Here is a 25525-nt window from a genome sequence, read left to right on the forward strand (position 1 = left end):
AATCATCCGGCGTTCCACTTCTATGAGTCCGGCCTTACGTATGCGGGTCAACACCCGCGACAGGGTTTCCGGCGCCAGGCCCAAACGCGCCGCCACCGCCGCTTTCCTGGCAGGGAGTTCGAAGGCCGCGGGACCATTTAGCATCGGGCACAGATCCAGCAGATAACTCACTAGCCGCTGCTCCGCCGATTCCACACTCAGATGACGCAGTTCCTTGACCAGAAAATGTAGGCGCATGCTGAGGCGTGCCAGCATCTGGCGCATCAACAATGGCCGTTGCTCCAGGCTCTCGACGAAGAGGTCCAGTGGAATCTCCAGCACCGTGGTCGCAACATCGGCCTGCGCCGTCACCGGATAACGGCCACCGAGAAAGGCCACCGCCTCGGCGAAAAGGTCATCGGGCTGGATGATTTCGACAATTTTCTCCTGCCCGGTCGCCGCCGCCGCAATCAGATCAATTCGCCCCGATGCCAGGAAATAGAAGGATCGGGCTGACGATCCCTCGGCAAAGAGGATATCCCCTGACTCCAGAGTCAGCGGTCGGGACTGCGCCAGCAGCGGCGCGATGACATCCTCTGGCCAGGCGGCAAAGAGCGGGGTTTGCCGTAGGCGGGGGAGCAACGCCTCCTTGTTATTCTCCATGGGCAGCACTTTCTCCAGAATATGGGACGGGCAGAAAGATCAGCATCTCTTGCCACTTGCTCGACGTCAACCACCATGACCGATGTCAGGAACTACGCAGATGAAATTCCAGATGGCGGCGCGAGTGAAACGGTTGGCGTATTTATTGCTTTGACTCAAACGTTCTGGACAACGACGTCCTCGCCACCTGATTCTAGGCCGCGAGGATTTTTTGTAGGTGCCGCTTATTTTGGAGAATCTATCATGGCGCATGAACACTCTCTCAGCATTGGCTATGTAGCTCTGGTCGATAGCGCACCGTTGATTGTAGCCCGCGAGGGCGGCTTCTTTGCCGAACAGGGTCTGCAGGTGGACTTACAGCGGGAACCGTCCTGGGCGAGTTTGCGTGACCATCTACTTTTCGGTGATCTGGTGGCAGCGCATGCCCTGGCACCGCTGCCGCTGGCGGCGACACTGGGCATCGCCTCACCGCGAATACCGGTGATAACGGCATTGACACTGTCCTTGAACGGCAATGCGATCACTGTGAGCAGCGCGCTGCACCAACGTTTGACGGATGCAGGTCTGACAGGCGGAGATCAGCCCCTGTTGGCGGCCACCGCTTTGCACCGGGTCATTCAGACATATCCTGCCACCAAACTATGCTTCGCGGTGGTATCGCCGGTATCCAACCATCATTATCAACTGCGCCACTGGCTACAGGCGGCGGGCATTGATCCGGCGACGCAGGTGCAGATCAGCGTGGTGCCACCGCGCTACATGGTGGAGGCGCTGCGCGCCGGCGAGATCGATGGCTACTGTGTTGGTGAGCCCTGGGGAACTCTGGCCGCGGTGGAGGGGGTGGGAATGCCCATCGTCAGCAGTTACGCTCTCTGGAACAACATGATGGAAAAGGTACTCGCCGTGCGCGAGGACTGGGCCTTGGCGCAGCCTGGGGTACATCAGGCCCTGATTCGCGCGGTTCTGGCGGCAGGGCACTGGCTGGATGATCCACAGCATCGGCTGGAGGCAGCACCTTGGGTGGCGGCGGCCATTGATGTACCTGCTGAAGTCGTCGCACTGGCACTGACCGGCTCGGTGCCGGGCTTACCGCAGCGGGAGGATTTCCATGTGTTTACGCGCTATTCAGCGAATTTTCCCTGGCATTCCCATGCGCACTGGCTGGTGCGGCAGATGCAGGCAGCAGGTCAATGGCCGGAGGGTGCGGATGCCGCGATACTCATTCCGCGGGTGTATCGCAGCGCCGAATACCGGCAGGCGGCGCATGCCCTGCGGATTCCCGTGCCGAAAGAGGACTTCGTCGCCTGGGGCGGCGAAGCGCAGCCCTGGTTGCTGGCGGATGATCAGGGGGGCACGATCCGCATGGGTGCCAGCCGCATTTTTAATGGGAGCGGCGTGTTGCCGTAAAGCCGCTTGCACCATGATAACGCGAAATTTTGGTGCATCCGCACTGGTATTGCCCATCGCACGCGCTTCCCGGAGAGGTTTCGCACCCCCGCATTCTTGTGGTCCTTTGGCAGAAAAGCCTATGAATATGCCGCACGACGGCACGGCGTCGGCACATTCGGCGGCACTACACAAATAATGGCATGATAACTGCTTAAAGACCCACAAGCACTGTTCACCGACGGACAGCGTTTTGGAACGAAGGCGTTCCTGGCCAACCAGCCAGGAGCGCCTTTTTTCATGTCCAGCACTCTGCCTTCAAGGAGGCCATGATGAAAGAACTTTTGACGCTGCTGCGCACCGGCAACTGGCGGGCGCTGGTTGCCAGCTTTCTCTATTTCGATACTGGTTTTACGGTTTGGCTGCTCTACGGCCCCCTCGCGCCGTATATGATCAAGACCTTGGGACTCACCCCTGCGGAACAGGGTTTTCTAGTCGCCGTCCCGGTACTGGCGGCAGCGATTCTACGCGTCGCCATGGGTAATCTCTATCAGACCATGGACGGGCGCTGGCTAGCACTGGGCGGCATTGCCCTATCGGCCATTCCGCCGCTTTTCCTGCTTTTTTATCCGTTGGCACCCAGCTTTTCCCTGCTGATTGTCCTCGGCATTCTGCTCGGTGTGGGAGGTGCCAGTTTTGCGGTGGCGCTGCCGATGGCGGGGAGCAATTATCCCGCCAAAGTACAGGGGACGGTCCTGGGGATCGCGGCGGCCGGTAACATTGGCGCGGTACTGGATGGCTTTCTGTTTCCGCCGCTGGCCGCCCAGTTCGGCTGGGCGCACGCTACGGCCGCCGCTCTGCCCCTGCTGGCACTGGCCGGAGTAATGATGTTCTTCTGGGGTAAGGACAACGCGCCGAAAAGCGGGCACGTCGGACAGGCGCTGGCCAGTTTTGCAGCAACACTGGCCGGACTGGCCTTTCTGGCGGTGGCGACACCGCTGGGTTGGCTCGGACTACACGGCAAGGCTGCGCTGCTGATGCTGCCAGTCTTCGGAGTGCTGCTCGCGGGTTCGGTGCTACCGCAGCGTTACCGCCTAGCCCTCCGAGAGCGCGACACCTGGGTCATCATCCTCATCTACAGCATCACGTTCGGCGGTTTCGTGGGCATGTCCTCCTACATCAGTCTGTTGCTGGTATCTTTGTATCATTTGCCAAAAATCGAGGCGGGTATGTTGATGGCGCTATTTGCCTTCACCGGCGCCATGTTGCGGCCCTTGGGCGGGATGCTAGCCGACCGGGTTTCAGGGGTTATCGCCCTGCGCTGGTTTCTCGGCGGCATCGCGCTGACGGACGCCGCTTTTGGCCTGTGGACGCCGTCGCCAACCGTGGCCGTGGCCCTGCTGCTCTTCCTTTATGCCTGCTTCGGGCTGGGCAATGGCGCGACCTTTCAACTGGTACCCCTGCGCTGGCCGCTGAAGACCGGAATCATGACGGGCATCATTGGCGCGGCGGGCGGGATTGGTGGCTTCTATCTGCCGGTAATCCTTGGCATCGCCAAGGAAGAAACAGGGACCTATCACCTTGGCTTCGCCTGCTTCGCCCTCCTCGCGACGACGGCGCTGGGACTGGTGCTGGCCATGCGCCGCCACTGGCTACCCTGGGCACGACATGAAGTCGCCGCTGCGGACGCCGTCAGCCCCCCCGCTTTGCAAAACGCGGCGGCCATAAGCGAATAACCCTAAAATACTGGAGAAACCCATGTCGCAGTCATTTTTACATCGACGTCGTCATTACGCCGCCGCCCTCTTCGCCCTGCTGGCCAGCACCGCTCAGGCAGACACCCTGACCAATGCCATCAGCGGTGGCCAGGTCAACCTCGACTTTCGTCCGCGCTATGAATTCATGTCTCAGGCGAACAAAAACGACGCCAATGCCTTCACGCTGCAAACCCTGCTTGGTCTGGCGAGCAAGCCCGTCGCCGGGATCAGCGCCGATCTGCAGTTCATCAATGTCGCCGGGATCGTCGATCAATACAACAGCCTGAAAAACGGTAAAGCAGCCTATTCACTGATTCCCGATCCAGCGGAAACCAACGTCAATCAGGCCTATCTCCAGTATGCGGGCATTCCCGGTCTGCGCCTGCGCGCCGGCCGTCAGGAAATCAATCTCGATGACGAACGCTTTGTTGGTGCGGTGGGTTTTCGGCAGACGCCGCAGAGTTTCGATGCCGTTTCGGCGCAGGACGAAGCACTGCCCGATCTGACACTTTACGGGGCTTATATATGGCGGATCAAAAACATCCTCAATGAAAATGTGCCATCGCGAACCTTTCTCAGTGAGATGAGCTGGACACCATCCCCCTTACTGCATGCGCAAGCCTTCGGCTATGGCTATGGGAATCAGGCGCATAGCGCCATTCCCGGAGCGGCGGCATGTTTTCTGGCGGGTAATGCGCAGGTTTGTAACAGCGCTACGCTGGGCGTACGGGTACAGGGCGCCATTCCTCTGGGGGACGCTCTGCACCTGCCCTACGACCTGAGCTATGCCAAACAGTTGCCTTATGACAGCGGAGGTGCGGCGGTGAATGCCCAGTATTATCACGTTGGTGCCGGTCTGGCGCTGCCGGAGCTCTGGCTGCATGCCGACTACATGGTCATGGGGACAAATAGTCAGGGCAGTTACGGCTTTCAAACGCCGCTCGCCACCAAACATGCCTTTAATGGCTGGGCAGAAGTTTTTCTGGTTACGCCGCCCAAAGGTTTGCGTAGCCTGTACTGCACCCTCGGCGGTAAGCTCATGGGCACCCAACTGGCGGCCATTTATTATGATTTTCAGGCCGACCGCGGGGGTGCGCAATACGGGTACGAGCTGGATTTGTCGGCCACCCGCAGTTTTTCCAAACACTGGGGTGCCGGAGTACAGTACGCGAATTACCGGCGCACCAGTTACGGAGTGAATACCGAGGGCGCTTGGATTTTCGTGACGGCGAAATTCTAGCCGCAGCGTCGCCCAATTGCGCCATTTTGATGCAACTGCACCAGCGGTCGCACCATAATACGTCATGGCACAGCAGCGTATACCATAATTATCTGTTTTTATTTGCCATGAAATCAGGCACGACTATTGCCTTAATAATTCACAACGCGATCCCCAATGATCGTTATAGTGCAAAACGGCAAAGGCGTCGTCAGCAATTCGGCTGACGACGCCTTTTTTCTATTTCAGGAGCCTTAAAATGATGAACCCCGTAGCTGTACAACATCGCAAAGCGCGTCTGGTGGTGGTCGGCAACGGCATGGCGGGTATTCGCGCCGTCGAAGAACTGCTGAAAATGGCGCCGGAACTCTACGAGATTACCATTTTTGGGGATGAGCCCCATCCCAATTACAACAGGATTCTCCTCACTCCGGTGCTCGCCGGGGAGATGGCCTTGGAAGAAACCATTCTCAACCCGCTGGGTTGGTATGCGGAACACGGAATTACTCTACATACCGGAAGCCGAGTGACAGCCATAGATCGGGTGAAGCGACAAGTGCTGACCGAAGACGGATGCTCCGCGCCTTACGATCGTCTGTTGTTAGCCATCGGAGCGGCGGCGGCTATTGCACCCATTCCCGGCAACCACCTGCCCGGAGTATTCAGCTACCGGGATATGTCCGATGTAGAAGAACTCACCCGTAGCAGCGAGCTGGGTGGTGAAGCGGTGGTTATCGGTGGCGGTCTGCTGGGACTGGAAGTGGCCCACGGGCTACGCGCGCGGGGCATGGGAGTGACCGTGGTGCATCGTCGTGCCTGGCCATTGGACAAGCAACTGGATGCCCGTGGCGGTGCCCTGCTGCAGAAGGCCATGGAGGACCGTGGGGTGCGTTTTCTGCTCGACAAGGAAAGTGCCGAGATACTCGGTGATACCCACGTCACCGGCCTGCGTTTTACCGATGACAGCGAAATTTCGGCGGACGTGCTGGTGATGACTATCGGCATCAAACCACGCATTGCCATCGCCCAGGCTGCCGGTTTGCAATGCGAGACCGGCATTCTGGTCAATGATACCCTGCAAACATACGACCCTCGCATTTATGCCGTCGGCGAATGTGTGCAGCACCGCGGTCAGACTTACGGGCTGGTAGCGCCGCTGTTTGAACAGGCCAAGGTGGCCGCCAATCATCTCGCCGAGTACGGGCGGATGCGTTATCAGGGCTCGGTCACCAGTACCAAACTCAAGGTCACGGGAATTGAACTGTTTTCTGCCGGGGACTTTATGGGGGGCGAAGGGTTTGAGGAGGTTACCCTGTTGGATGGCAATCAGGGTATCTATAAGAAAGTTATTTTACAGGACAACAAGGTGGTCGGCGGTTTGCTTTATGGGGATACCAGCATCGGTCCATGGCTGTTTCAGCTCATGCGCGATGGCACGGACGTCTCCGCCTTCCGCGACAATATTGTTTTCGGCGAAACCCATCTGGGCAATTCTGGTCATGCCGGTGAAAACCAGGCTTCGCGGCTGGCCGACGGGGCCGAGATCTGCGGCTGTAATGGCGTAGCCAAGGGCAGTATCGTCAGAGCCATCCGCGAGCAAGGCCTGTTTACACTGGAGGAGGTGCGCAAATGCACCAAGGCCAGCGCCTCCTGCGGTTCCTGCACCGGGTTGGTGGAACAGTTGCTAGCCAGCACCCTTGGCGGTTTTTATGACAGCAGCCCGAAAAAAAAGGCGCTCTGCGGCTGTACCGATTTCACCCATCAAGAGATCCGCGATGCCATTATCCAGCAAAAGCTCCTCTCCGTACGGCAGACTTTCGCTCGTCTGGGCTGGCGGCACCCCGGCGGTTGCGCCACCTGTCGGCCGGCGGTGAATTACTACGTGCGCACCGCCTGGCCAGCAGAGGGTCTGGACGATGCCCAGTCTCGCTTCATCAACGAGCGTGCCCATGCCAACATTCAGAAAGATGGCACCTATTCAGTGATTCCCCGTATTTACGGCGGAGTAACCAGTCCTGCGGAGCTCAAGCGCATCGCCGAAGTGGCGGAACGCCATAACGTGCCGATGGTGAAGTTTACCGGCGGCCAGCGTCTCGACCTGCTCGGCGTGAAAAAGGAAGACTTGCCGCAAATCTGGGCGGAACTGGGCATGCCTTCGGGGCACGCCTACGGTAAGGCTCTGCGTACCGTAAAATCTTGTGTGGGTACTGAATTCTGCCGCTTCGGGGTGCAGGACAGCACCCACCTGGCCATCGAACTGGAGAAGGGGCTAGAGCGCATGTGGGCACCACACAAGGTAAAGCTCGCTGTCTCCGGCTGTCCGCGCAATTGTTCTGAGAGCACCATCAAGGACTTTGGCATCATCGGCGTCGATTCGGGCTGGGAACTTTATGTGGGCGGCAACGGCGGTATGAAGGTGCGTGCCGCTGAACTCCTCTGCAAGGTCAAAACCCATGATGAAGTGCTGGAAATGGCTAAGGCCTTTCTGCAAATGTACCGGGAAGATGCCCAATATCTGGAGCGTACCGCGCCCTGGGTGGAACGGGTCGGCCTGGACCACATAAAAGCCATTGTGGTGATGGATGTGGCGTCCCGCCAACAGCTCGCCGCACGCCTGGATTTCGCCCTGTCCCAGGAAAAAGATCCTTGGGCGGAGGCGGTTTCCGGTTGCCTGAACATTCACGCCGCGCCCTTGCGTCGCATCCCTGCTTGAGGTGATCCCCATGGAATGGTTAGCACTTGGCAGCATAGAAGAAATCCCCGCCCTTGGTGGTCGTTATGTGGATACCCCCCAAGGACAAATCGCCATCCTGCGCAACGAAAATGACAAGATTTTCGCCGTCAGCAATCGCTGCCCACACCGTGGCGGGCCATTGTCTGAAGGCTTCATTTCTGGAAAAATCGTGTTCTGTCCGCTGCATAACTGGCAGATTGATCTGGAAAAAGGCGAGGCGATGGCGCCAGACCATGGTTGCGTAAAGACTTTTCCGGTGAAAATCGAAGGCCGACAGGTCTGGCTGGGATTGGAGGGGGTGACACCATGACCTTGATCCGCCCGCAGAGCGGGCAACCATTGCGCCGTCTAGAGAGCAAATCGGCTTGCCCCTACTGCGGGACTGGCTGTGGCGTCATCATTGAGCATGATGGCCAGCACATTACCGGCGTGCGCGGCGACCCGGATCACCCTGCCAATTTTGGGCAACTATGCAGCAAGGGCAGCAACCTGCATTTGACCAGCCGGGGGGATGATCGCGCCCGCGAACCCCTGCAACACCAGCGCGGCAGCGAAAACTGGTCGCCCCTGCGCTGGCCGGAGGCCCTGATGCAGATGGCGAAGGTCTGGGCGGAAATTATCCATACGCAAGGCCCCCAGGCCGTGGCTTTTTATGTCTCCGGGCAATTATCGACGGAGGACTATTATGTCGTCAACAAACTGGCCAAAGGCTTTATCGGCACCAATCATATCGACACCAACTCGCGGCTCTGCATGGCGTCTGCGGTAACGGGCTACAAATCCAGCCTCGGCATGGACTCTGTGCCTTGCGGTTATGAGGACTTCGACAGCGCTGATTGCCTGTTTATTGTTGGTGCCAATGTCGCCTACGCCCATCCGATACTGTTCCGCCGGATCGAGGCCGCGAAGTTACGCCGCCCGGAACTGCAGATTATCGTTGTCGATCCGCGGCGCACACCGACCGCCGCCATCGCTGATATTTTTCTGCCCATTCAGCCGGGCACCGATGTGGCGCTGTTTCACGGCATGTTGCACATTCTGATCTGGGAAGGGTTCCTGAACAGGGCCTTTATTGAGACCCATACTGAGGGCTGGGAAGAACTCAAGGCGCGGGTGCAGAACTATACCCCGCAATGGGTAGCGGAAACCTGCGCCATTCCGGTTGCCGACCTGCGTGCCGCGGCAATAGCCTTCGGCCAGGCGCCCGCCGCCCTTTCCCTCTGGTGTCAGGGCTTGAATCAATCCAGTCATGGCACTGATAAAAACGTTGCTCTCATCAACCTGCATCTGGCCACCGGACAAATCGGCCGACCGGGCGCCGGTCCTTTCAGTCTGACCGGACAACCCAATGCCATGGGCGGACGTGAAACCGGTGGTATGCCCGCACTCCTCCCCGGTCATCGCGAAATTGCCAACCCCGAGCACCGGGCAGAAATCGCCGCACTCTGGGGGGTGGAAAGCCTGCATCCACAGCCCGGCTACACCGCAGTACCCCTATTCCAGGCGCTGGAACGCGGGGAGATTGAAACTGTCTGGATCACCTGCACTAACCCGGTACTGTCCATGCCGGACCAGACACAAGTGCAGCGCGCTCTCGAAAAAGCCCGTCTCGTCGTCTTGCAGGACAGTTTTCTGGGCACCGAAACTGCCGCCTATGCGGACCTCCTGCTTCCCGCTGCCAGCTGGGGTGAACGCGAAGCTTTGGTGACCAACTCTGAACGGCGCATTACCCATCTGCGAACCGCAGTTCCCGCACCGGGCAGCGCCCTGCCCGACTGGATGATCTTCCGCGATTTCGCCTTTATTCTCGGTGACGCCCTGGATGCCCTCAACCATCCACTGCCAAGCGCAAAAGATGCCTCTTGGGCTGCACGTGCCCAGCGCATGTTCAACTTTGCCGATTCCACCAGTATTTTTCTGGAATACCGGGAATGCACCCGGGGCCGGGATTTGGACATCACTGGTCTCGACTTCTCCGTATTGGACAATCAGGGACCGCAGCAGTGGCCCTATCCAGAAGGCGCCGTAGCCGGGCAAGCGCGCCTGTACGCCGACGGCGTTTTCCCCACACCAAGTGGCCGCGCCCGTTTCCGTGATCCCGAATATCTGGGGGTTGCCGAAGAAATCGACGCACGTTATCCCTTACGCCTGACCACCGGCCGCCTGCGGGATCATTGGCACAGCATGAGCCGCACTGGCAAAGTGGCCGCCCTCTTCGCCAGCGATGCAGAAGCCTTTCTCGAAATACAACCGGACGATGCGCGACGCCTGAATCTCGATAACGACATGCTGGCCAAAGTCAGCAGCCGACGCGGCAATAATATCCTCAGGGTGAGGGTCAACGCCGATCTGCAGCCGGGGCTCCTTTTCGCCCCTATGCATTTCGGGCGCCGCTACGCCCCCGCCGCCCTCTGCAATCAACTGACTCTCGCAGCCATTGATCCCATTTCCGGCGAGCCGGAATTCAAACATACGGCTGTACGGGTAGAGCCGGTGTTATTCCCCTGGCAAGGTACGATTCTGCGCTTGCTGGACAAAGACGCGTATTTCCATGCCGCCCAACAGATCGCCCGCCAGTTCCCCTACGCCAGCCTCGCTCGCATGCGCCGGGGCGAACGCGAGGGCTTCATTCTTCGCATCGCCGGTGAACAGGCCCCGGCGGCCAGTGATATCCAGGCCTGGGATCAGGCCCTGGGCATGGACAGCCTCGACATCATCGACTATGACGATGGCCGCCGGGGCATACGCAAACGCCTCTGCATTCGGCAGGATCAGCTTTATGCCGCGCGTCTCTTCGGGGAAGACGTCACCCGTGACTGGTTGCGCGAACTATTACTCAGTGCCGCCGATGTGCATTCTTACCGGCATGCCCTTTTTGCTCCCAAAGTCCCCACCGACATGGGCACCTGGGTGCGTTCACGGGGAGTGTGTGCCTGCACCGGGGTGGATGAACGCATTCTGCAGCAACACGTTGCCGCAGGCGCCGTTACCCTTGGCCAGATCGCCCAAGCTTGCGGTGCGGGCGGCGAATGCGGCTCCTGCAAACCGGAAATCCTCGACATCATCCGCCTTATGCGCCGGGAGGCCTCATGCGCGCCCCGACTCTGAATCTGCCCCAGCTCGTCGGCCGTGTGGCGCGGGGCCGCGAACATGCTGAGGACTTATCTCTGGAAGAAGCCCAGACCCTCTTTGCCGCTTGGCTGGCGGGCACACTTCCTGATCTTAGCGCCGGTGCGCTGTGGACGGCGTATCGTATCAAGGGCGAATCCGTGGACGAGTTGCGCGGCTTCGTTCGCGCCAGCGAGGCCAGCCTGCGGCCCGTTGTCCTCGACAGTGCTTGTCAGCCGGTCATTTTACCCAGCTACAATGGGACTCGGCGTGGGGCCAATTTGCTGCCTTTGCTGGCATGCATCCTCGCCCGTTGCGGCGTACCAGTATTGCTGCATGGCCTGCATGCCAGCAGCATGGAAAGTGCCATGACACTGAGCGACCATGACCCTTCCGGGCGGGTCGGCACGGCACGGATTTTTACTGCATTTGGCCTACCCATCGCCCAGGACAATGTGCAGGCGGGCACCCAATTGCGGCAGCAAGGGCTCAGCTACCTGCCTGTGGAACAGCTCTGTCCAGGCCTCGGGCGAATGCTTCGACTCCGTCAACAACTCGGCGTTCGCTCCAGCGTACATACGGTCGTCAAACTCATGAATCCCTTCCGGACGCCTGCGGTACATTGCGCCGGGGTTACCCATCCACCCTATCTGGCGCTTCTGCAGGCTTTTTTTACCGCAACAGGGCGTCGCGCTCTTTGTCTGCGCGGCACCGAAGGCGAACCTTTCGCCAACCCCAAACGCCGCCCCGATCTGCATACCTGCCTAGCGGGAGAATGCACTCTGTGGGTGGCTAAAGACGATAAGCCACTACTCCAGATCCCGGTCTTGCCTGATGATCAGGGCGTCAGTGCTACCTGCCGGTTCATGGCACAGGTGCTCACCGGACACGCTCCCTTGCCCCCGGCGCTAGCCGATCAGGTAATTTGCTTGCTTTGCCTCAGCGGCCGCTGCGCCGATGTGGACAGCGCCCGCACCCACCTTTCTCAAATCCTTTCCCACGATGCGGCATAACCGGAGAAGCCCCATGCACCAACCCTCCTTCCCTCCGGTCTCCATTGTCGGCGCAGGCCCCGGCGACCCCGAACTGCTCACCCTCAAAGCGGCGCGACGTATTGCCGAGGCCGAGATCATTTTCTATGACGCCCTCGCCAACCCGCGTATCCTCGACATGGCGGCGGACCATTGCCGCAAGGTCGAAGTGGGCAAGCGCGGTGGCCAAAACTCGACGCCACAACTGTTCATTCACGAGCAGCTCATCCGTGCCGCACGGCAGGGGCTGAGGATTGTACGCTTGAAGGGCGGTGACCCCTTCCTCTTCGGTCGCGGCGGTGAAGAATGCCTGGCCCTGCGCGCTGCCAACGTCGAGTACGAAATCATTCCCGGCATCACCAGTGGCATGGCTGCGGCAGCTTACGCCGGAGTGCCCCTCACCCACCGCCATCGCAGCCAGTCCGTACTCTTCCTCACCGGCCATGAAGCGCGCGGTGGCAAGGCTCCAGACTGGTCGCGCCACGCCCAGGCGGCTGATACTCTGGTGATCTATATGGGCATCGAACGGGCGGCCGGCATCTGTACAAATCTTATGGCAGGCGGTCTTGCAGAGGAAACCCCGTGTCTTGCCGTACAATGGGCCACCTTAGAGCAAAAACAAGTGCAGGCGCCCTTGGCACGACTGAGCGCGGAAATTGCCCGTGCCGGACTCGGCAGCCCGGCCATACTGATTATCGGCGCGGTCGTGGAGATTGCCGAGCTCTGCGCCTGGCTACCGAAAACAGAAGATGCTGCGCGCCACTTAATGCAACAACCTTAAGGAGTTTTCGTGTCTCAAGTACAGTTCCTGCTGGCCCACGGTTCACGCAATCCGCAATGGCGACTACCCTTCGAGGTTATTGCCATGCGCCTGCAAGCAAGCCAGCCACAGCGAAAGATCATACTCTGTTATCTGGAAATATGGACGCCCAGCCTCGCTGAGGCGATGCGCAAGGCCTACGCTTCCGGTTTGCGCCGGTACCGGGTTTCGCCAATTTTCTGGAGCAGCGGCAGGCACCTGCAGGAGGATTTACCAGCGCTTGTCACCCAACTTCAGCTTGAATTATCTGGCTGCGAAATCACCATCGATAGCCCTCTCGGCGAATCAGAGATCATCGTCCGCGCTGCACTGCAAGCCCTGCAATGAGCCCATGCACCGCATCGTCCTGATCGACAACAATACGGAGCGCGCGGAAATGCTTCGTGACGCCCTCCATCTAGAAGGCCATCAAGTCGCCGACATTTTTGTTTGGACAGAACTCTCGTGGCAACGGTTGGAAAAACTGCAACCCGACGTCATCATCGCCGAAGCCGGCACGCCGGAGCGCGATGTCCTCGAACACATTGTTTTTCTCAGCGAAACCTTAGAACTTCCGGTTGTCGTTCTCGGCGCTCCCGAGGATGAAGACACCATGCGCCGCGCCATCCGTGCAGGAGTCGCTGCCTACGTCGCCCACGGCATCTCCGCCCGCGATATCGCCCCTATTCTCAAGGTCGCTGCCTTGCGCTATGCCGACTACCGCTTGCTACGCAAAGAACTCAAAGACACCAAAGATGCCCTCTCCGAACGCAAGCTGGTGGAAAAAGCCAAGGGTATTCTCATGCGTGATCTGCAGATTGACGAAGCCGAAGCCTACCGCCGCCTGCGCCGCCTGGCGATGGATAAGGGCAAAAAATTGGCGGAGATCGCCGAGATGGTGATTACCATCAGCTCGTAACCATGCTCCAACAGATCAGCACTCCGTTCCCTAGCTGTCCACGGAAAAAATAGTATCATCCTAACGCTTCGCGGATTCTCTGCCTCCTGATGATCTTTCCAATGGTGTCAATCAACAGGACGCTGGCTAAAATGTATTAGAATACGCTAATACATAAAAATTGGCGATAGCTCGCAGGCTGCGGACTGCTCCAAAGAACAGAGTGGCGCGTCTGATCATATATATGTAGTATACATATATAGTTAATAGGAGGTACTACTATGAATACTCAGAGCATTGGCCAGAACCTTCTGGATACCGCTAACAGATTGAGAGATCGAGAACTGCTTTTTCATGGTAATCATGCCAACCTTTCTGTCCGATCCGGAGAGCGTATGCTCATGACCCGCGGTGGTGATGTGGCACAGTTACGGGCGGATGATCTGGATTGGGTAGGTCTGGACGGCTCAGGTCAGGAAGCCTTCCAGCCCACATTTCGGGAAGTTATTGAGATGCATGCCAAAGTCTATAGCCAGCGCAGGGATTTTGGCGGCATTGTTCACTGCCATCCGGCCCACCTTACGGCCTTCGCCATTGCACAACAGCCCTTGCCGGCGGTGTATGAGCCATTATTGCGTCTCGGAATCCATGAGGAAGTGCCGGTAGTGGCCTGGGCACCACGCGGTTCGCAGGAGTCCGTTGAAGGTATCCTCCGAGCGTTCGTGAACCCAGCGATCAGCGCAGTATTGCTGTCCAACCATGGGGTCCTGGTGGCAGGAGCCGATCTCGGTGAAGCATTGGCTCGACTCACGGCCTTGGAAGAAGCAGCGGAACTGGTGCTCCATGCTCGGGCTCTGGGTGGCGCGAAACCTTTGCCAAAGGCTGCCTACGAGGAGGTGGTGGGGCGCCAACACCAATTCCAGATGACGTCATGAGTAATGACCGTGTTCGGCCAGGTCGACATCTCGCCGCGTTTTCCCTGCTGTTGCTTTGGGAAATGCCAGACCATGGTCTTCATCTCCACCGGCGGATCAATGGCGTCCTCCCTGACGGACTACAAGTGGATATAGGGAATCTCTATCGTGCGCTTCGTGACTTAGAGGTCCGAGGGAGTGTCCAGTCTGCCTGGGATACCGAAGGCAGCGGTTCTGCACGACGGATTTATCGTATTACTGCCGATGGGCACGATGAATTGCGAGGCTGGAGCGAAGACATCAGCAAGCGGCGTAGCGCCTTCGACTGGTTTTTGGGGCACTGGCAGGCACTGGCGGAGTCGGATGGCAACGTAGAGGCGCGACTCCATGGATGAGAAAGCTATCCGTTCACGGTATGTCGAACTTTTTGGAGTGGTGCCTGACAGCTGGCCCTTACGACAGGATATTGCCCGTCAAGCAGGACGGGAAACGGCCCTAGATGCCATAGAAAACCTGAGAGAAACGCTTATTCACGAGAATCCGCTCGACCGAAAAGTGCAACAGCTGGTCCATTTTGGCATGCTCCTCGTACGTAGCGAAGCGGCAGCAGCGGAGCTTCATGCCCGCGCAGCCCTTGTCGCGGGCGCCACGGTCGCCGAACTGCATGGCGTCTTGGAGACTGCGGCGATCGTGGCTGGCATGCCTGCTTTCAGCTTGGGTGTTCAGGCCGTGACCCGCGCCTTGGCAATACCGGCCCAATCTTTGGACACGGAGAAAAATAATGGCCTTACCGGCTAGTTTTGATTTCCAAATCCTAAAGAAGCCACTACGTCGGTATACGCCCGTCCGGCTCATGTACCGGCGGGCGACTGCCGGCGGTTTCAATATGGGTGCAGACAGCCACTCGCACACTGACGGTCTCACTCATTATCCCTCCTACAGCAGCAAGGGGTAACCTATTGCAAGATTGCCACTAACTCATGCATTACTGCGTTAGCTCACCGGATTTAGCCAGTGGTAGATCAGTAACCATTGCTTCACTAATAGTCATTTACAACTCCTTTCTCACAGGACGGCAGTTTCCTGCCAAATGACCATTTACACAAAAATTCTTACACCCCCGAACCGTACCCATTATCGGCCCGATGCGCCGATGGCTACCGTTTATCCCGCTCCCCATCAATAGCGAAGGACTCAAGTCTGGCTTCAGCCGCGCTCGTGTGAAAGCCAGAATGCCGGATTTGCACTTCCATGATCTTCGTCATTCCTGTGCCTCTATCCTGCTTGCGTCTGGGGCTGACCTGTACACCATTAGTCGCATCCTGGGTCATTCATCCACCAAGATGACTGAGCGTTACGCGCATCTTCAAACCGATGCGCAATCGGTCGCTTTGGAACGGGCCTTTTCCGAGTCTGTACTCAAAAATGCACTCAAGAAAAAACCGGCTTAGCGTCGGTGTCGTAACTTCTTGTTTTATCTGGTGGGCGGTACAGGGTTCGAACCTGTGACCCCTGCCGTGTGAAGGCAGTGCTCTACCGCTGAGCTAACCGCCCAAAATGAGCAAGCTCATCTGGAGACGGCATAAAATACCAATCAAAGGCATCAAGGTCAAACGCTTTCGACCTTCTCACATCCTTTTTTTCACGTTAGACTGCCAACCGCTATCACTCCACATGGTGCCTCAGATGCCCTATCAGCGACGGTCACCCTATTCATGATGTTCCTGAGACACCTGCCAACGGTCCAAGAACCACGACTTTACATGGCCCTGGAGCGCACCTATCTGGGCTATTTCAAACTCCTCTTCGTTGCTATCGGCACTGGCCTGGTTTCCGCGCGTCTGGCGGTACTATTTAAGGCGCTGCATTACGCAACATTGGCACATTTTTTTACCGAACTTTTCAACTGGCTGACTTGGCCCGCCATCGCCCTGGTTTTTGTGGTAGGATTTCGCTTTATGTCGGACTTGGAACACATCGAAAAAGGACTCCCTGTGGCTGCAAAAGAAATCATTGATCCGCGCATTTATATGGCCGCCGAACGCACCTTCCTGGCTTGGGTGCGAACCGGTATCGGCCTGATTGCCTTTGGTTTTGTCATTGAGAAGTTCGACTTCTTTCTGGAGCAACTCTCCACCATGCTGCACACCAAGCTCATCATGGGAGAAGGATTCTCCGGGATGGGGATCATCTTTATTCTTCTCGGCATCACCAATCTGGTGATCGGGGGCATCAACTTCATTCGCACGGTCAAAAAAGTGGACGAGGGTTCTTATCATGTCCACAAATTTCTCTACGGTCTCTATGGTGTCATTCTGCTGAGTATCACGCTCGTTCTGGCAGTCATGATCATCCGTGTGTCGCCCTGATGTCGGTTGCCGCCAAGGGCATCCGTACGAGCGCTAGATAGTCGTCATAGGACCAATAGCGCGCATGAAATGGATATTTTTCTGATCCCCTTCTCTCATTTCTCCAGATAACCGACTTACTTTTGTCCAATATACCGAGGCAGTGCTCCACGCGCCGGCGGAATACCCGCATGGCCACCCCAGGCAATAATGACGCCATCATTTTCCGGACCAATGACATAGGCCTCTCCCTGTTGTCTCAGCGTGCCGCCTACCTCCTTGCTATCAGTGCCGCGTAAGGCGTAAAAATTCAAAACATGTAGCCCACCCGCTTGCGGGAAATGGCGCCAGATATATTCTGAAGCAGTGCGTACGGTCTTGTCAGCGGTCATCTCGCTTGTACTGGAAGGGTTTTTCAGGAAAATCGTAAGCATGCTCCCCTTGCGGCTGGAAAATAGGAGAGTGAACCGGTATCGCCATGTCCTGCAGGGCGAGAACAAGGCAGTGATCTGAGTGGTATCTACGGCGGAGGCATGCTGAACAGTCCTACCAATGCGCGACGGTCACCTCCTTCACAAAGTGGCCAGATTGGAGCAAAGATAGCCGAAGCCATAAACATGAGGGTCTCAAAAAATAAAAGGGCAGAGAGGAATACCTCAATGCCCTTACTTTATGGTGCGCTCGGACGGAGTCGAACCGCCGACCTACTGGTTCGTAGCCAGTTGCTCTATCCAGCTGAGCTACGAGCGCGTGGAGGGCGTAATATACCTACAGACGGGGGGGCGGTCAATTCCTCTGCTTCCTCCTCTGCCTCGGCACCTATCGGGGCCCTCAACTACCGGTGATACCGCCCTCCGATGTGTCCTTATTCTTCGCCATTTCCGCCTTGAGCCTGGCGAGATCATCATCCACACCGCTCGTCACACGCACCTTGTCCATCTCTTTTTCGGTCTGACTGCGGCTATCCAAAGGATCATTCAGCGCACCTGACTCCATCAGGCCATCCATCGCCACTGCCTTGGCCTCCATGTGCTGGGCACGATCCTGAGCGCGACGCATGGCATCACCGGCGCCATCCATATCCTTGTCAATGCCCGTGAGTGCCTGGCTGACTTTGACCTCCGCCTGCGCTGCCGTCAGTTCACTCTTGGTGATCTCCTTTTGCGTTCTGAACCGCTCTATATGGTCCTGAAGCTTATTCTCGTAATCCGTCAGCTTTTGCGCCTGAGCCGCCACCGTATCATGCGCTTCCTTGAAGGAAGCGATCTTCTGCAATTCAGACTGCTTCTGGGCTAATTCAGCGCGCGCCAGGTCTTCCCGGTTGGCTTCTAGAGCCATTCGCGCATCCGCATCCGCTTTGTCGACGGTCTTCTGCGCCTGCGCCATCTGGTTTTCCAATGAGACACGCTCGGTCACCACATCGGCAAGATGCCTTTTGGTATCCTGCAAATTCGTAATCATTTTTTCATAGGACAAGTCTAGGCTTTCCCCCGGGTCTTCCGCATTATCGAGAAAATGATTCACTTTGCCTTCCAGTATCTCTGCGGCATGTTTAAATATCGACATAAGATTACTCCTTGCGACGGCGTCGCGCTGTTCACTGCATCAGTCATTAACCGGGATCACCAGTTGCGGACGCAGGGCATCAACCAGCGCATCCGCGTTGTCCATGGCCTTCACCGCCGTGCCCACCGCAAAAAATTCAATGATATGCGGCTTCCAATTGTGGCTACCTTCATGCAGTTGCACGCCGGTAATTCCATCCGCCTGAGCCTCCTGTGCCTCATGCTGCATACGCTCCATGGCCAGTTCACGCGCGTCATACATGGCCTGCGTAAATTGCTCCATTTCTGTATTGCGCCCTATATTACCCATGGATTTCAAAAAACTCTGGTGGGCCACATGATATACACAGGAGCCCATTACCATTTCCATCGGTCGATAACCCGCCTGCAGCAACATCCAGAAATCCTGCCCACTGAGATCACTGGTAAAAGGTTTACCCCCTACCCCCTTGAATCCAGAGGCGCCGCTGCGATGCGCGATAGCCGTACCAATCGCCATGAATTCGAGAATATCCTGATCCCATTCCATGCGTTTGACTTCCAGGCGCACACCGACAATACCGTCCGCCTGTAGCAGGATAGCCTCCTGTTCCATGCGACTCATAGCCAGTTCGCGAGCCTGGTACATGGCCTGGGACAATACATCCATCTCCATGTTCTGATTCCAGTTACCATACTGAATACCCATATGGTAAATGCAGGACCCCACCACCAGCCCTAAAGGCTCAAAATTGGCCTTGCGGACCATGACGAATTCATTGACGGAGAGATCGGAGGTAAATATGCCTTCGTGACTGCCCTGCGAACGCAAGCCTTTCAGACGTTCGATGGCATGAGGAGCCAGTTGTTCCGTAGTATCGGTCATATAAGATCCTTTCGTGTCGTGGCAGCACTTTTCAGTGGATGGTCAAGGAGTGAAATCATCGGAATCAGTTCGTGCTGAGGGGTGTTTTTCGGCAAATAGCTGATGGCCGTGCCAATACTGATATGACGGCACAGAAAGCGTTCCGGATTATTCTGATCGGCGGCAACCCGAAACATCTGGGTGGTGCTGGTATGCGCCAACACTGCGGCCGCCATACGCCGCCCGTCTTCGCGTAAATCATAGAGGGCGCGACGGCGGACATTTTCCTGGAATGTAGACAGATCGGTGATTTCCATATTCCAGTAGCGTGCAGCAAAGGGGGAGAACTGCGCGGCCTGCTCAGCCATGGTACCCATCCACGGGCTATACCAATCAAAATTAGCACCGATAGCGATGCCCACGGGCACCACTCCATCTTCCAGTAACCGGACAAATTCCAGTGCCGAAACAGTAGCCACGACCGGCTCCGTGGACGGTGGCAGCCCGCGAATGCGGATGGCCGTGCCGGTAACGCCATAATCCATATCTTCGTGCTCACCATGATGCACTTTCATCCGTACATCGACGATGGCATTCGCACCCATGGCCAGTGCCTCCAGTCGCATGCGCTCTACCGCCATGTGCCAGCCATCATAGTGCCCCTGGGTCCAAGAATACCCAAAATGGTACCAGCAGTTGCCGGTCACCATACCAACGGGTTGTACGCCGTGGCTGCGCTGCAACAGCAACTCAGACGCCCGCGCCGTACTGATCCAGGGCAATTGCCCTTGACTGGTCTGAAACATGCGGCTTTGAACGAAAGAAGGGAGGCGGTGTTGGCGCAGCGCCAATTCCCATTCGGAGTAACGCTGCATTTCTTCGGGGGTTTGTGAGCGGATGCCTTTGTTGGCGCTCTGACCGATATTTTCTGCGGCACGCTGGGCATCATGTGCGACTTCCTCAATGCCGTGTTTGATCTTGTCCCAAATGGACATAACCCCTCCTTCAAATCACCCCATAAGAAAGTCGTGTAATGTATCGCTGGCGCCCCGCATTTCGCCGGAGAGATCAGCCAGGTCGGCAACCAAGCTTTCCAGCCAGGCGGATAACGATAAATCTTCGTGTTTGAGCACTACGCCACGTACGGTTTTCGCGCGCACCGTGCTGATATGGGCGCCCTCTTTTTTGAGAATATAGTCGTTATTATTAGTATGGATAGTAATGGACTCAATGTGGCTGGTTTTCGCAAAAAATCCATCCTTCTTGCGCTCTACTTCCACAAAACCTGGCACGTCACCCTCAAGACGCGCGGCCAACCCTTCCACAAAGGCCTTCATGTCTGTTTGTGCCCGTCTGATCCAGGCCGTATTTCGCTCAAAATCCGTACTCATACAGGGCCCCTTCCCTAGATTGCCACTCATATACCGGAAATGAGACTCTTCGTCCCAACTTTAGTTCGCGAATCCCGATCATGCACGAATTTTTTGGAGTTCCGGCCCATCTTCCATTTTCACATGTAAACGCTGCAATTGCGCGAACTGACGATAAAGCGGACAGAGCAGTTCGCCGAGGGCAGCCAGAGAAATCGCTGCCATCAGCGCATTCAGTAACTTGTCCATTTGCGTCTATTCCACCAGCGGATCCCCTGCTTGCTGGCCGTGGACGCCCTCCATTTCGCCAGTTCTCCCCGATAACCGCCGAAGAGAATTCGCCACAATCACTACCCACCGCAGAGCCAAATAGAAGTACCAAAAAAACGTCAACCCTTCACACCCCACATCCCGTCAAATACCGGCCTTGCGCAAAACAGTTGATTTTAGTCGAAGGATGCTTATCATTTGCGCTCTTGCGCGCATTTCTCGCGCCCGGTAAGTTTGCCCCTGGAGTTGATGATCGTGGATATCCGCCTTTCTCGCCGCGTGAATGCGGTGCGCCCCTCCCCCACGCTTGCGGTCACTGCCCGCGCCCAACAACTGCGCCGCGCAGGGAAGGACATTGTCAGCCTGGGTGCTGGCGAACCGGACTTCGACACCCCGGAGTACATCAAGGAAGCGGCCATCGCCGCCATCCACCGGGGCTTCACCAAATACACCGCCGTCGGCGGCACACCGGAGTTGAAGGCCGCTATCATCGGCAAATTCGCCCACGACAACCATTTGTCATACCATTCCGACGAAATTCTCGTTTCCGTCGGTGGCAAGCAAAGCTTCTTCAATCTTTGTCAGGCCCTTCTGGATGCCGACGACGAAGTCATCATTCCCGCGCCTTACTGGGTATCTTATCCGGACATCGTGCTGCTGGCTGAAGCGCGGCCCGTCATCATCGATACCGACGCCAGCCGGCGTTTCAAGATCAGCCCGGAGCAACTGGAAGAGGCAATCACCCCCAGCACCCGCCTGCTGGTCATCAACAGCCCCTCCAACCCCTCCGGCGTGGCCTACAGTCGCCCGGAACTGGAAGCACTGGGTGAAGTACTCCGCCGTCATCCGCATATCCTCATCGCCAGCGATGACATGTATGAGAAAATCCGTTTCTACGATGAAGACTTCGTCAACATCGCCAATGCTTGCCCGGATCTGACTCCGCGCTGCATCATCATGAATGGCGTATCCAAAGCCTATGCCATGACCGGATGGCGCATCGGCTACTGTGCTGGCCCCAAGGAACTGATCACCGCGATGAATACGGTACAGTCCCAAAGCACCTCCAATCCCACCTCCATCGCTCAGGTGGCCGCCCAGGCGGCGCTGGAAGGTGGCGACAGCGCCATCCACGAAATGGTGCATGCCTTCAAGCGGCGCCACCAATATGTCTACGACCGCCTGAAAGCACTGCCCGGCGTCGCCGCCATGCCCTCCGATGGTACCTTTTACAGCTTTCCGGGATTTCGCGAAGTCATAGCGGCGAAAGGCCTGCGTGACGATCTTGCCCTCGCTGAAGCCTTGCTGGAGGCCGGAGTGGCAGTAGTACCCGGCTCAGCCTTTGGTACACCCGGCCACATCCGTCTGTCCTTTGCGACCAGCGATAAAAATCTGGAAATGGCCCTGGATCGCATCAGCGCTTTTATCAACGGCCAGACAGACCGCCCCCAAAACTGAGAGCGCGTTACCCTAGTACCCAGGATTAACCCCGATCAGGACACAGGACTGATTATTATCGCCGCAGCCACTCGACGGGCGCGCTTCCGGGCTTCCTCCACGTCATCGGCACCAGCTATACCCACCCCGAGGCGCCTGAGCTTGCTGGCTGTCGGCTTGCCGAAAAGCCGCAGATCACTTTCCGGCACAGCCAGCGCCTCCTCCAATCCTGAATATTCCGGCCCCCAACCCAGATCCTTCCCGCGAATCACCGCAGAAGCCGCCGGACGCCGGAAGCCCGGATCGATCGGCAAACCCAAAATGGCACGCAGGTGCAGGTCGAACTCACTCTGACGCTGACTGGCCAGGGTCACCAGACCCGTATCATGGGGCCGGGGTGAGAGTTCACTGAAGATGACATCTTCGCCGCGCACAAAAAACTCCACCCCATACAGCCCCCGTCCGCCCAGATTATCAGTCACCAATTCCGCCATCTTTTCCGCCTGTCGCAAAGCTGCCTCACCCATCGGCTGCGGCTGCCAGGATTCCACATAATCACCGGCTTCCTGACGATGTCCGATAGGCGCACAAAACGTCGTCCCAAAGGCAGAGCGCACCGTCAGCAACGTGATCTCGAAATCGAAGTCGACAAAGCCCTCGACAATGATTCGCTGACTGCCGACGCGGCCCGCCGTCTGCGCCTCCTGCCAAGCCAACGCCAGTTCCGTCGCGCCGCGCACTATGGACTGCCCCTTACCACTGGAAGACATAACCGGCTTGATCACACAGGGAAAGCCCAGCATTATTGCCGCCTCTTCCAACTCTGCCAGTGTCCCCGCGAAGCGATACGGCGATGTCGGCAAGCCCAACTCTTCCGCAGCGAGGCGGCGGATACCCTCGCGGTCCATGGTTAACCGTACTGCCCGAGCCGAGGGCACCACGGTGGCCAACCCCAGCGCCTCGATTGACGCCAGTGCGGAAGTCGCAATAGCCTCGATTTCAGGCACCACAAAGTGCGGACGCTCGCGTTTGACAATGGCCAGAATGGCCTCTGGATCAGTCATATCCAACACATGGGAACGATGGGCGACTTGCATGGCCGGCGCATCGGCGTAACGATCCACCGCAACAGTCTCCACCCCCAAACGTTGTGCGGCAATAAGGACTTCCTTACCCAGCTCGCCAGCACCGAGCATGAGTAAACGGGTAGCGGAAGCAGAAAGCGGTGTACCAAGTATCATTGCATTTCCCTTGTAAAGACAAAATCTTCGCGCAACTCACCGCAGGTTAAAGATGCCCCCCAACTTATGCGCCTATACTTAAAGATAACATTTTCGACCAGGCGTGTACGCAAAGGAGCAAGCAATGAGTAGCAAAAGCATCGGGATGGTCGGCTTAGGTCGAATGGGTGCCAATATGGCGAGGCGTCTCCACCGCAAGGGTCTGGAAGTCACCGTTTACAATCGCCATACCGAAAAAGCCACTGATCTGGCTAAAGAAACAGGCATGCACGCTGCCGAAAGTCTGGAAGCCCTCGTTCAGGCCTTGCCCAGCCGCCGGATCGTTTGGCTCATGCTCCCCGCCGGAGAGACCACCCAAAGTCATATCGACTCCATTCTTCCCTTGTTGAACAGGGGTGACATACTGATTAACGGCGCGAATGCCTTTTATGAGGACTCCATCGCCCAATCCAAAAAAGTGGAAGCGGCGGGGGTGAATTACGTAGATGCCGGTGTTTCTGGCGGTGTCTGGGGTCTACAGGAGGGATATGCCCTGATGGTCGGCGGTAGCCAGGAAGCCGTAACTCAGGTAACGCCTTTTCTGGAAGCACTGGCGCCGGGCACCGACAAAGGCTGGCTGCACTGTGGGCCGGTTGGTAGTGGTCATTTTGTCAAAATGGTCCACAACGGTATCGAATACGGAATGATGCAAGCCCTCGCCGAAGGCTTCGCCATCCTGCAGGGCAAAACCGAATTCGGACTGGATCTCGCCAAGGTGGCCGAAATGTGGCGCTACGGCAGCGTCGTCCGCTCCTGGCTCCTCGACCTTACCGCCGACACCCTCGCCAAAGATCAGGTGCTCGCCGACATCGCGCCCGTGGTGGCGGATTCCGGCGAAGGTTTGTGGACCGCGCAGGCAGCTCTCGCACTGAAAATTCCCGCGCCGGTCATCACCCTCGCTCTGCAGATGCGCTGGGCCTCTCAGGGGCGCGACGGCTACGCCGCCAAACTCCTGGCGATGATGCGTAACCAGTTTGGCGGCCATGCCGTGCAAAGGGAGGACTGAATGAGTAACTGTAATTGTCAGTTCGTCATTTTTGGGGCTACCGGTGATCTCGCCAGCAAAAAACTTCTCCCCGCACTGTATCATCTGCATTGCGCAGGCAGAATGCCTGACGAGTTGCGTATTCTCGCCTTTGGACGACGCCCCTGGGACGACAAGGCCTGGCAAGATTTTCTTCAGGAACAGATGGAAACCTATGCCAGCAATTATCACGCCGACCACTTTGCTGATTTCTGCAGGCATTTTGAATATGTGCGCGGTGAAATCCATGAGCCGGAATCTTACGCCAGACTCCGCAACCTGCTGACCCCGGAAGGGGCCGAAAAGCCGGCGGACACCATTTTTTATCTCGCCATTCGTCCCGCCGATTTTATTCCAGTGGTACAGCGTCTCTCCGAGGCCGGATTTAACCAGGATGGCGACTACCGTATCGTGATTGAAAAACCCTTCGGTGATGATCTGGAAAGCGCCGTGCAACTCAATGAGCAACTGCATCGCCACTTCCGCGAAGATCAGATTTATCGTATCGATCACTATCTTGGCAAAGAAATTGTCCAGAATCTGCTGGTTTTTCGCTTTGCCAACTTACCCATCGAGGCGGTCTGGAACCGCAATTACATCGACCACGTCCAGATAACCGTGGCCGAAGATATCGGCATTGAAAACCGGGCCGGCTATTATGACCAAGCCGGTGCCCTGCGCGATATGCTGCAAAATCACCTGATGCAAATTCTGACGCTGATTGCCATGGAACCACCGCCGTCGCTGGAAGCGGACAGCCTGCGCGACGAAAAAGTCAAAGTCCTGCGTTCCATCCGCCCTATTCCCAAATCGGCCGTCACCGCCTATGCCATGCGCGCGCAGTATGGGCCTGGCATTGTCCACAACAAACATGTTCCCGGCTATCAGGACGAGGCGGG

General features: G+C 57.3%; 25 protein-coding genes, 2 tRNA genes and 1 pseudogene. 18 read left to right on the top strand and 10 right to left on the bottom strand.

Translation table 11 applies throughout. The features are described from left to right. The coding region (locus HF921_RS06005) for a Crp/Fnr family transcriptional regulator (protein ID WP_215893506.1) at positions 1-642 on the bottom strand (642 nt) is incomplete at its 3' end. Positions 643-885: 243 nt separating this feature from the next. Between HF921_RS06005 and HF921_RS06010 the strand changes: the two genes are divergently transcribed. From HF921_RS06010 to HF921_RS06075, 14 genes are all read left to right on the top strand, one after another. Continuing rightward, a complete protein-coding gene (locus HF921_RS06010; RefSeq protein ID WP_215893507.1) occupies positions 886-2049 on the top strand; it encodes a CmpA/NrtA family ABC transporter substrate-binding protein in 1164 nt (387 codons plus the stop codon). A 308-nt stretch (positions 2050-2357) separates the two neighbouring features. Beyond that, complete coding sequence (locus HF921_RS06015) at positions 2358-3764, top strand: MFS transporter (protein ID WP_226834361.1); 1407 nt, start codon at positions 2358-2360, stop codon at positions 3762-3764. Positions 3765-3786: 22 nt separating this feature from the next. Next, positions 3787-5025, top strand: a complete 1239-nt coding sequence (locus tag HF921_RS06020) for an alginate export family protein (protein WP_215893508.1) — start codon at positions 3787-3789, stop codon at positions 5023-5025. A 238-nt stretch (positions 5026-5263) separates the two neighbouring features. Continuing rightward, on the top strand, positions 5264-7717 hold the full coding sequence (gene nirB, locus HF921_RS06025; protein ID WP_215893509.1) for a nitrite reductase large subunit NirB: 2454 nt from the start codon (positions 5264-5266) through the stop codon (positions 7715-7717). A 10-nt stretch (positions 7718-7727) separates the two neighbouring features. Further along, positions 7728-8048 (top strand): nitrite reductase small subunit NirD, encoded by a 321-nt coding sequence (nirD, locus tag HF921_RS06030; RefSeq protein ID WP_064218919.1) that lies wholly within the window; start codon positions 7728-7730, stop codon positions 8046-8048. After that, positions 8045-10846, top strand: coding sequence for a nitrate reductase (locus HF921_RS06035; RefSeq protein ID WP_215893510.1), 2802 nt, complete (start codon positions 8045-8047; stop codon positions 10844-10846). Before nirD ends, HF921_RS06035 begins: the two co-directional genes overlap by 4 nt. Then, on the top strand, positions 10828-11859 hold the full coding sequence (gene ybiB / locus HF921_RS06040) for a DNA-binding protein YbiB (RefSeq protein ID WP_215893511.1): 1032 nt from the start codon (positions 10828-10830) through the stop codon (positions 11857-11859). Before HF921_RS06035 ends, ybiB begins: the two co-directional genes overlap by 19 nt. 13 nt (positions 11860-11872) lie before the next feature. After that, positions 11873-12658, top strand: a complete 786-nt coding sequence (cobA, locus tag HF921_RS06045) for a uroporphyrinogen-III C-methyltransferase (RefSeq protein WP_215893512.1) — start codon at positions 11873-11875, stop codon at positions 12656-12658. A gap of 9 nt (positions 12659-12667) precedes the next feature. Continuing rightward, positions 12668-13024, top strand: coding sequence for a sirohydrochlorin chelatase (locus HF921_RS06050; RefSeq protein WP_215892319.1), 357 nt, complete (start codon positions 12668-12670; stop codon positions 13022-13024). A gap of 4 nt (positions 13025-13028) precedes the next feature. After that, positions 13029-13595 carry an ANTAR domain-containing response regulator gene (locus HF921_RS06055; RefSeq protein ID WP_064218923.1) on the top strand — a complete coding sequence of 189 codons (567 nt, stop codon included), beginning with the start codon at positions 13029-13031 and terminating at the stop codon, positions 13593-13595. A 260-nt stretch (positions 13596-13855) separates the two neighbouring features. Beyond that, positions 13856-14509: a class II aldolase/adducin family protein gene (locus HF921_RS06060; RefSeq protein WP_215893513.1), complete on the top strand. Its 654-nt coding sequence runs from the start codon at positions 13856-13858 to the stop codon at positions 14507-14509. After that, on the top strand, positions 14506-14883 hold the full coding sequence (locus HF921_RS06065; RefSeq protein ID WP_215893514.1) for a PadR family transcriptional regulator: 378 nt from the start codon (positions 14506-14508) through the stop codon (positions 14881-14883). Before HF921_RS06060 ends, HF921_RS06065 begins: the two co-directional genes overlap by 4 nt. Then, positions 14876-15286 carry a carboxymuconolactone decarboxylase family protein gene (locus tag HF921_RS06070; RefSeq protein WP_215893515.1) on the top strand — a complete coding sequence of 137 codons (411 nt, stop codon included), beginning with the start codon at positions 14876-14878 and terminating at the stop codon, positions 15284-15286. Before HF921_RS06065 ends, HF921_RS06070 begins: the two co-directional genes overlap by 8 nt. A 347-nt stretch (positions 15287-15633) precedes the next feature. Beyond that, positions 15634-15939 (top strand): tyrosine-type recombinase/integrase, encoded by a 306-nt coding sequence (locus tag HF921_RS06075; protein WP_226834362.1) that lies wholly within the window; start codon positions 15634-15636, stop codon positions 15937-15939. A gap of 28 nt (positions 15940-15967) precedes the next feature. Here HF921_RS06075 and HF921_RS06080 read toward each other — a convergent pair. After that, a tRNA-Val gene (locus HF921_RS06080) sits at positions 15968-16042 on the bottom strand. A 209-nt stretch (positions 16043-16251) separates the two neighbouring features. Between HF921_RS06080 and HF921_RS06085 the strand changes: the two genes are divergently transcribed. Continuing rightward, the gene (locus tag HF921_RS06085) at positions 16252-16857 is read left to right on the top strand and encodes a YidH family protein (RefSeq protein ID WP_226834363.1); all 606 of its coding nucleotides are present in this window, start codon (positions 16252-16254) and stop codon (positions 16855-16857) included. 116 nt (positions 16858-16973) lie between these two features. Here the strand turns inward: HF921_RS06085 and HF921_RS06090 are convergent, their stop codons facing one another. The 7 genes from HF921_RS06090 to HF921_RS06120 form a co-directional block, all read right to left on the bottom strand. Then, entirely contained in the window at positions 16974-17270 is a 297-nt protein-coding gene (locus HF921_RS06090; protein ID WP_226854734.1) for a DUF1643 domain-containing protein, read from the bottom strand. Between the two features lie 239 nt (positions 17271-17509). Continuing rightward, positions 17510-17586: transfer RNA gene (locus HF921_RS06095), tRNA-Arg, on the bottom strand. Positions 17587-17667: 81 nt separating this feature from the next. Next, positions 17668-18402, bottom strand: coding sequence for a PspA/IM30 family protein (locus tag HF921_RS06100; protein ID WP_215893516.1), 735 nt, complete (start codon positions 18400-18402; stop codon positions 17668-17670). Positions 18403-18441: 39 nt separating this feature from the next. Then, positions 18442-19266: a heavy metal-binding domain-containing protein gene (locus HF921_RS06105; protein WP_215849717.1), complete on the bottom strand. Its 825-nt coding sequence runs from the start codon at positions 19264-19266 to the stop codon at positions 18442-18444. Further along, positions 19263-20240 (bottom strand): heavy metal-binding domain-containing protein, encoded by a 978-nt coding sequence (locus tag HF921_RS06110; protein ID WP_215893517.1) that lies wholly within the window; start codon positions 20238-20240, stop codon positions 19263-19265. Before HF921_RS06110 ends, HF921_RS06105 begins: the two co-directional genes overlap by 4 nt. Positions 20241-20255: 15 nt before the next feature. Continuing rightward, positions 20256-20636: a hypothetical protein gene (locus HF921_RS06115; protein ID WP_064218783.1), complete on the bottom strand. Its 381-nt coding sequence runs from the start codon at positions 20634-20636 to the stop codon at positions 20256-20258. Between the two features lie 78 nt (positions 20637-20714). After that, positions 20715-20864 (bottom strand): hypothetical protein, encoded by a 150-nt coding sequence (locus HF921_RS06120; protein ID WP_155735266.1) that lies wholly within the window; start codon positions 20862-20864, stop codon positions 20715-20717. 219 nt (positions 20865-21083) lie between these two features. Here HF921_RS06120 and HF921_RS06125 point away from each other — a divergent pair, with 219 nt between their 5' ends. After that, entirely contained in the window at positions 21084-22343 is a 1260-nt protein-coding gene (locus tag HF921_RS06125) for a pyridoxal phosphate-dependent aminotransferase (RefSeq protein WP_256442035.1), read from the top strand. Positions 22344-22378: 35 nt separating this feature from the next. On the opposite strand, the gene purT is transcribed toward HF921_RS06125, so the two are convergent. Further along, positions 22379-23563, bottom strand: coding sequence for a formate-dependent phosphoribosylglycinamide formyltransferase (purT, locus tag HF921_RS06130; RefSeq protein ID WP_215893518.1), 1185 nt, complete (start codon positions 23561-23563; stop codon positions 22379-22381). A gap of 124 nt (positions 23564-23687) precedes the next feature. On the opposite strand from purT, the gene gnd reads away from it, so the two are divergent. Beyond that, entirely contained in the window at positions 23688-24608 is a 921-nt protein-coding gene (gnd, locus tag HF921_RS06135; protein WP_215893519.1) for a phosphogluconate dehydrogenase (NAD(+)-dependent, decarboxylating), read from the top strand. Next, positions 24609-25525: pseudogene (locus tag HF921_RS06140) on the top strand (glucose-6-phosphate dehydrogenase); the annotation flags it as partial. It abuts the gene before it with no gap.

Origin of the sequence: Acidithiobacillus ferriphilus (assembly GCF_018854775.1) — a bacterium.
Taxonomy (GTDB): Bacteria; Pseudomonadota; Gammaproteobacteria; order Acidithiobacillales; family Acidithiobacillaceae; genus Acidithiobacillus; species Acidithiobacillus ferriphilus.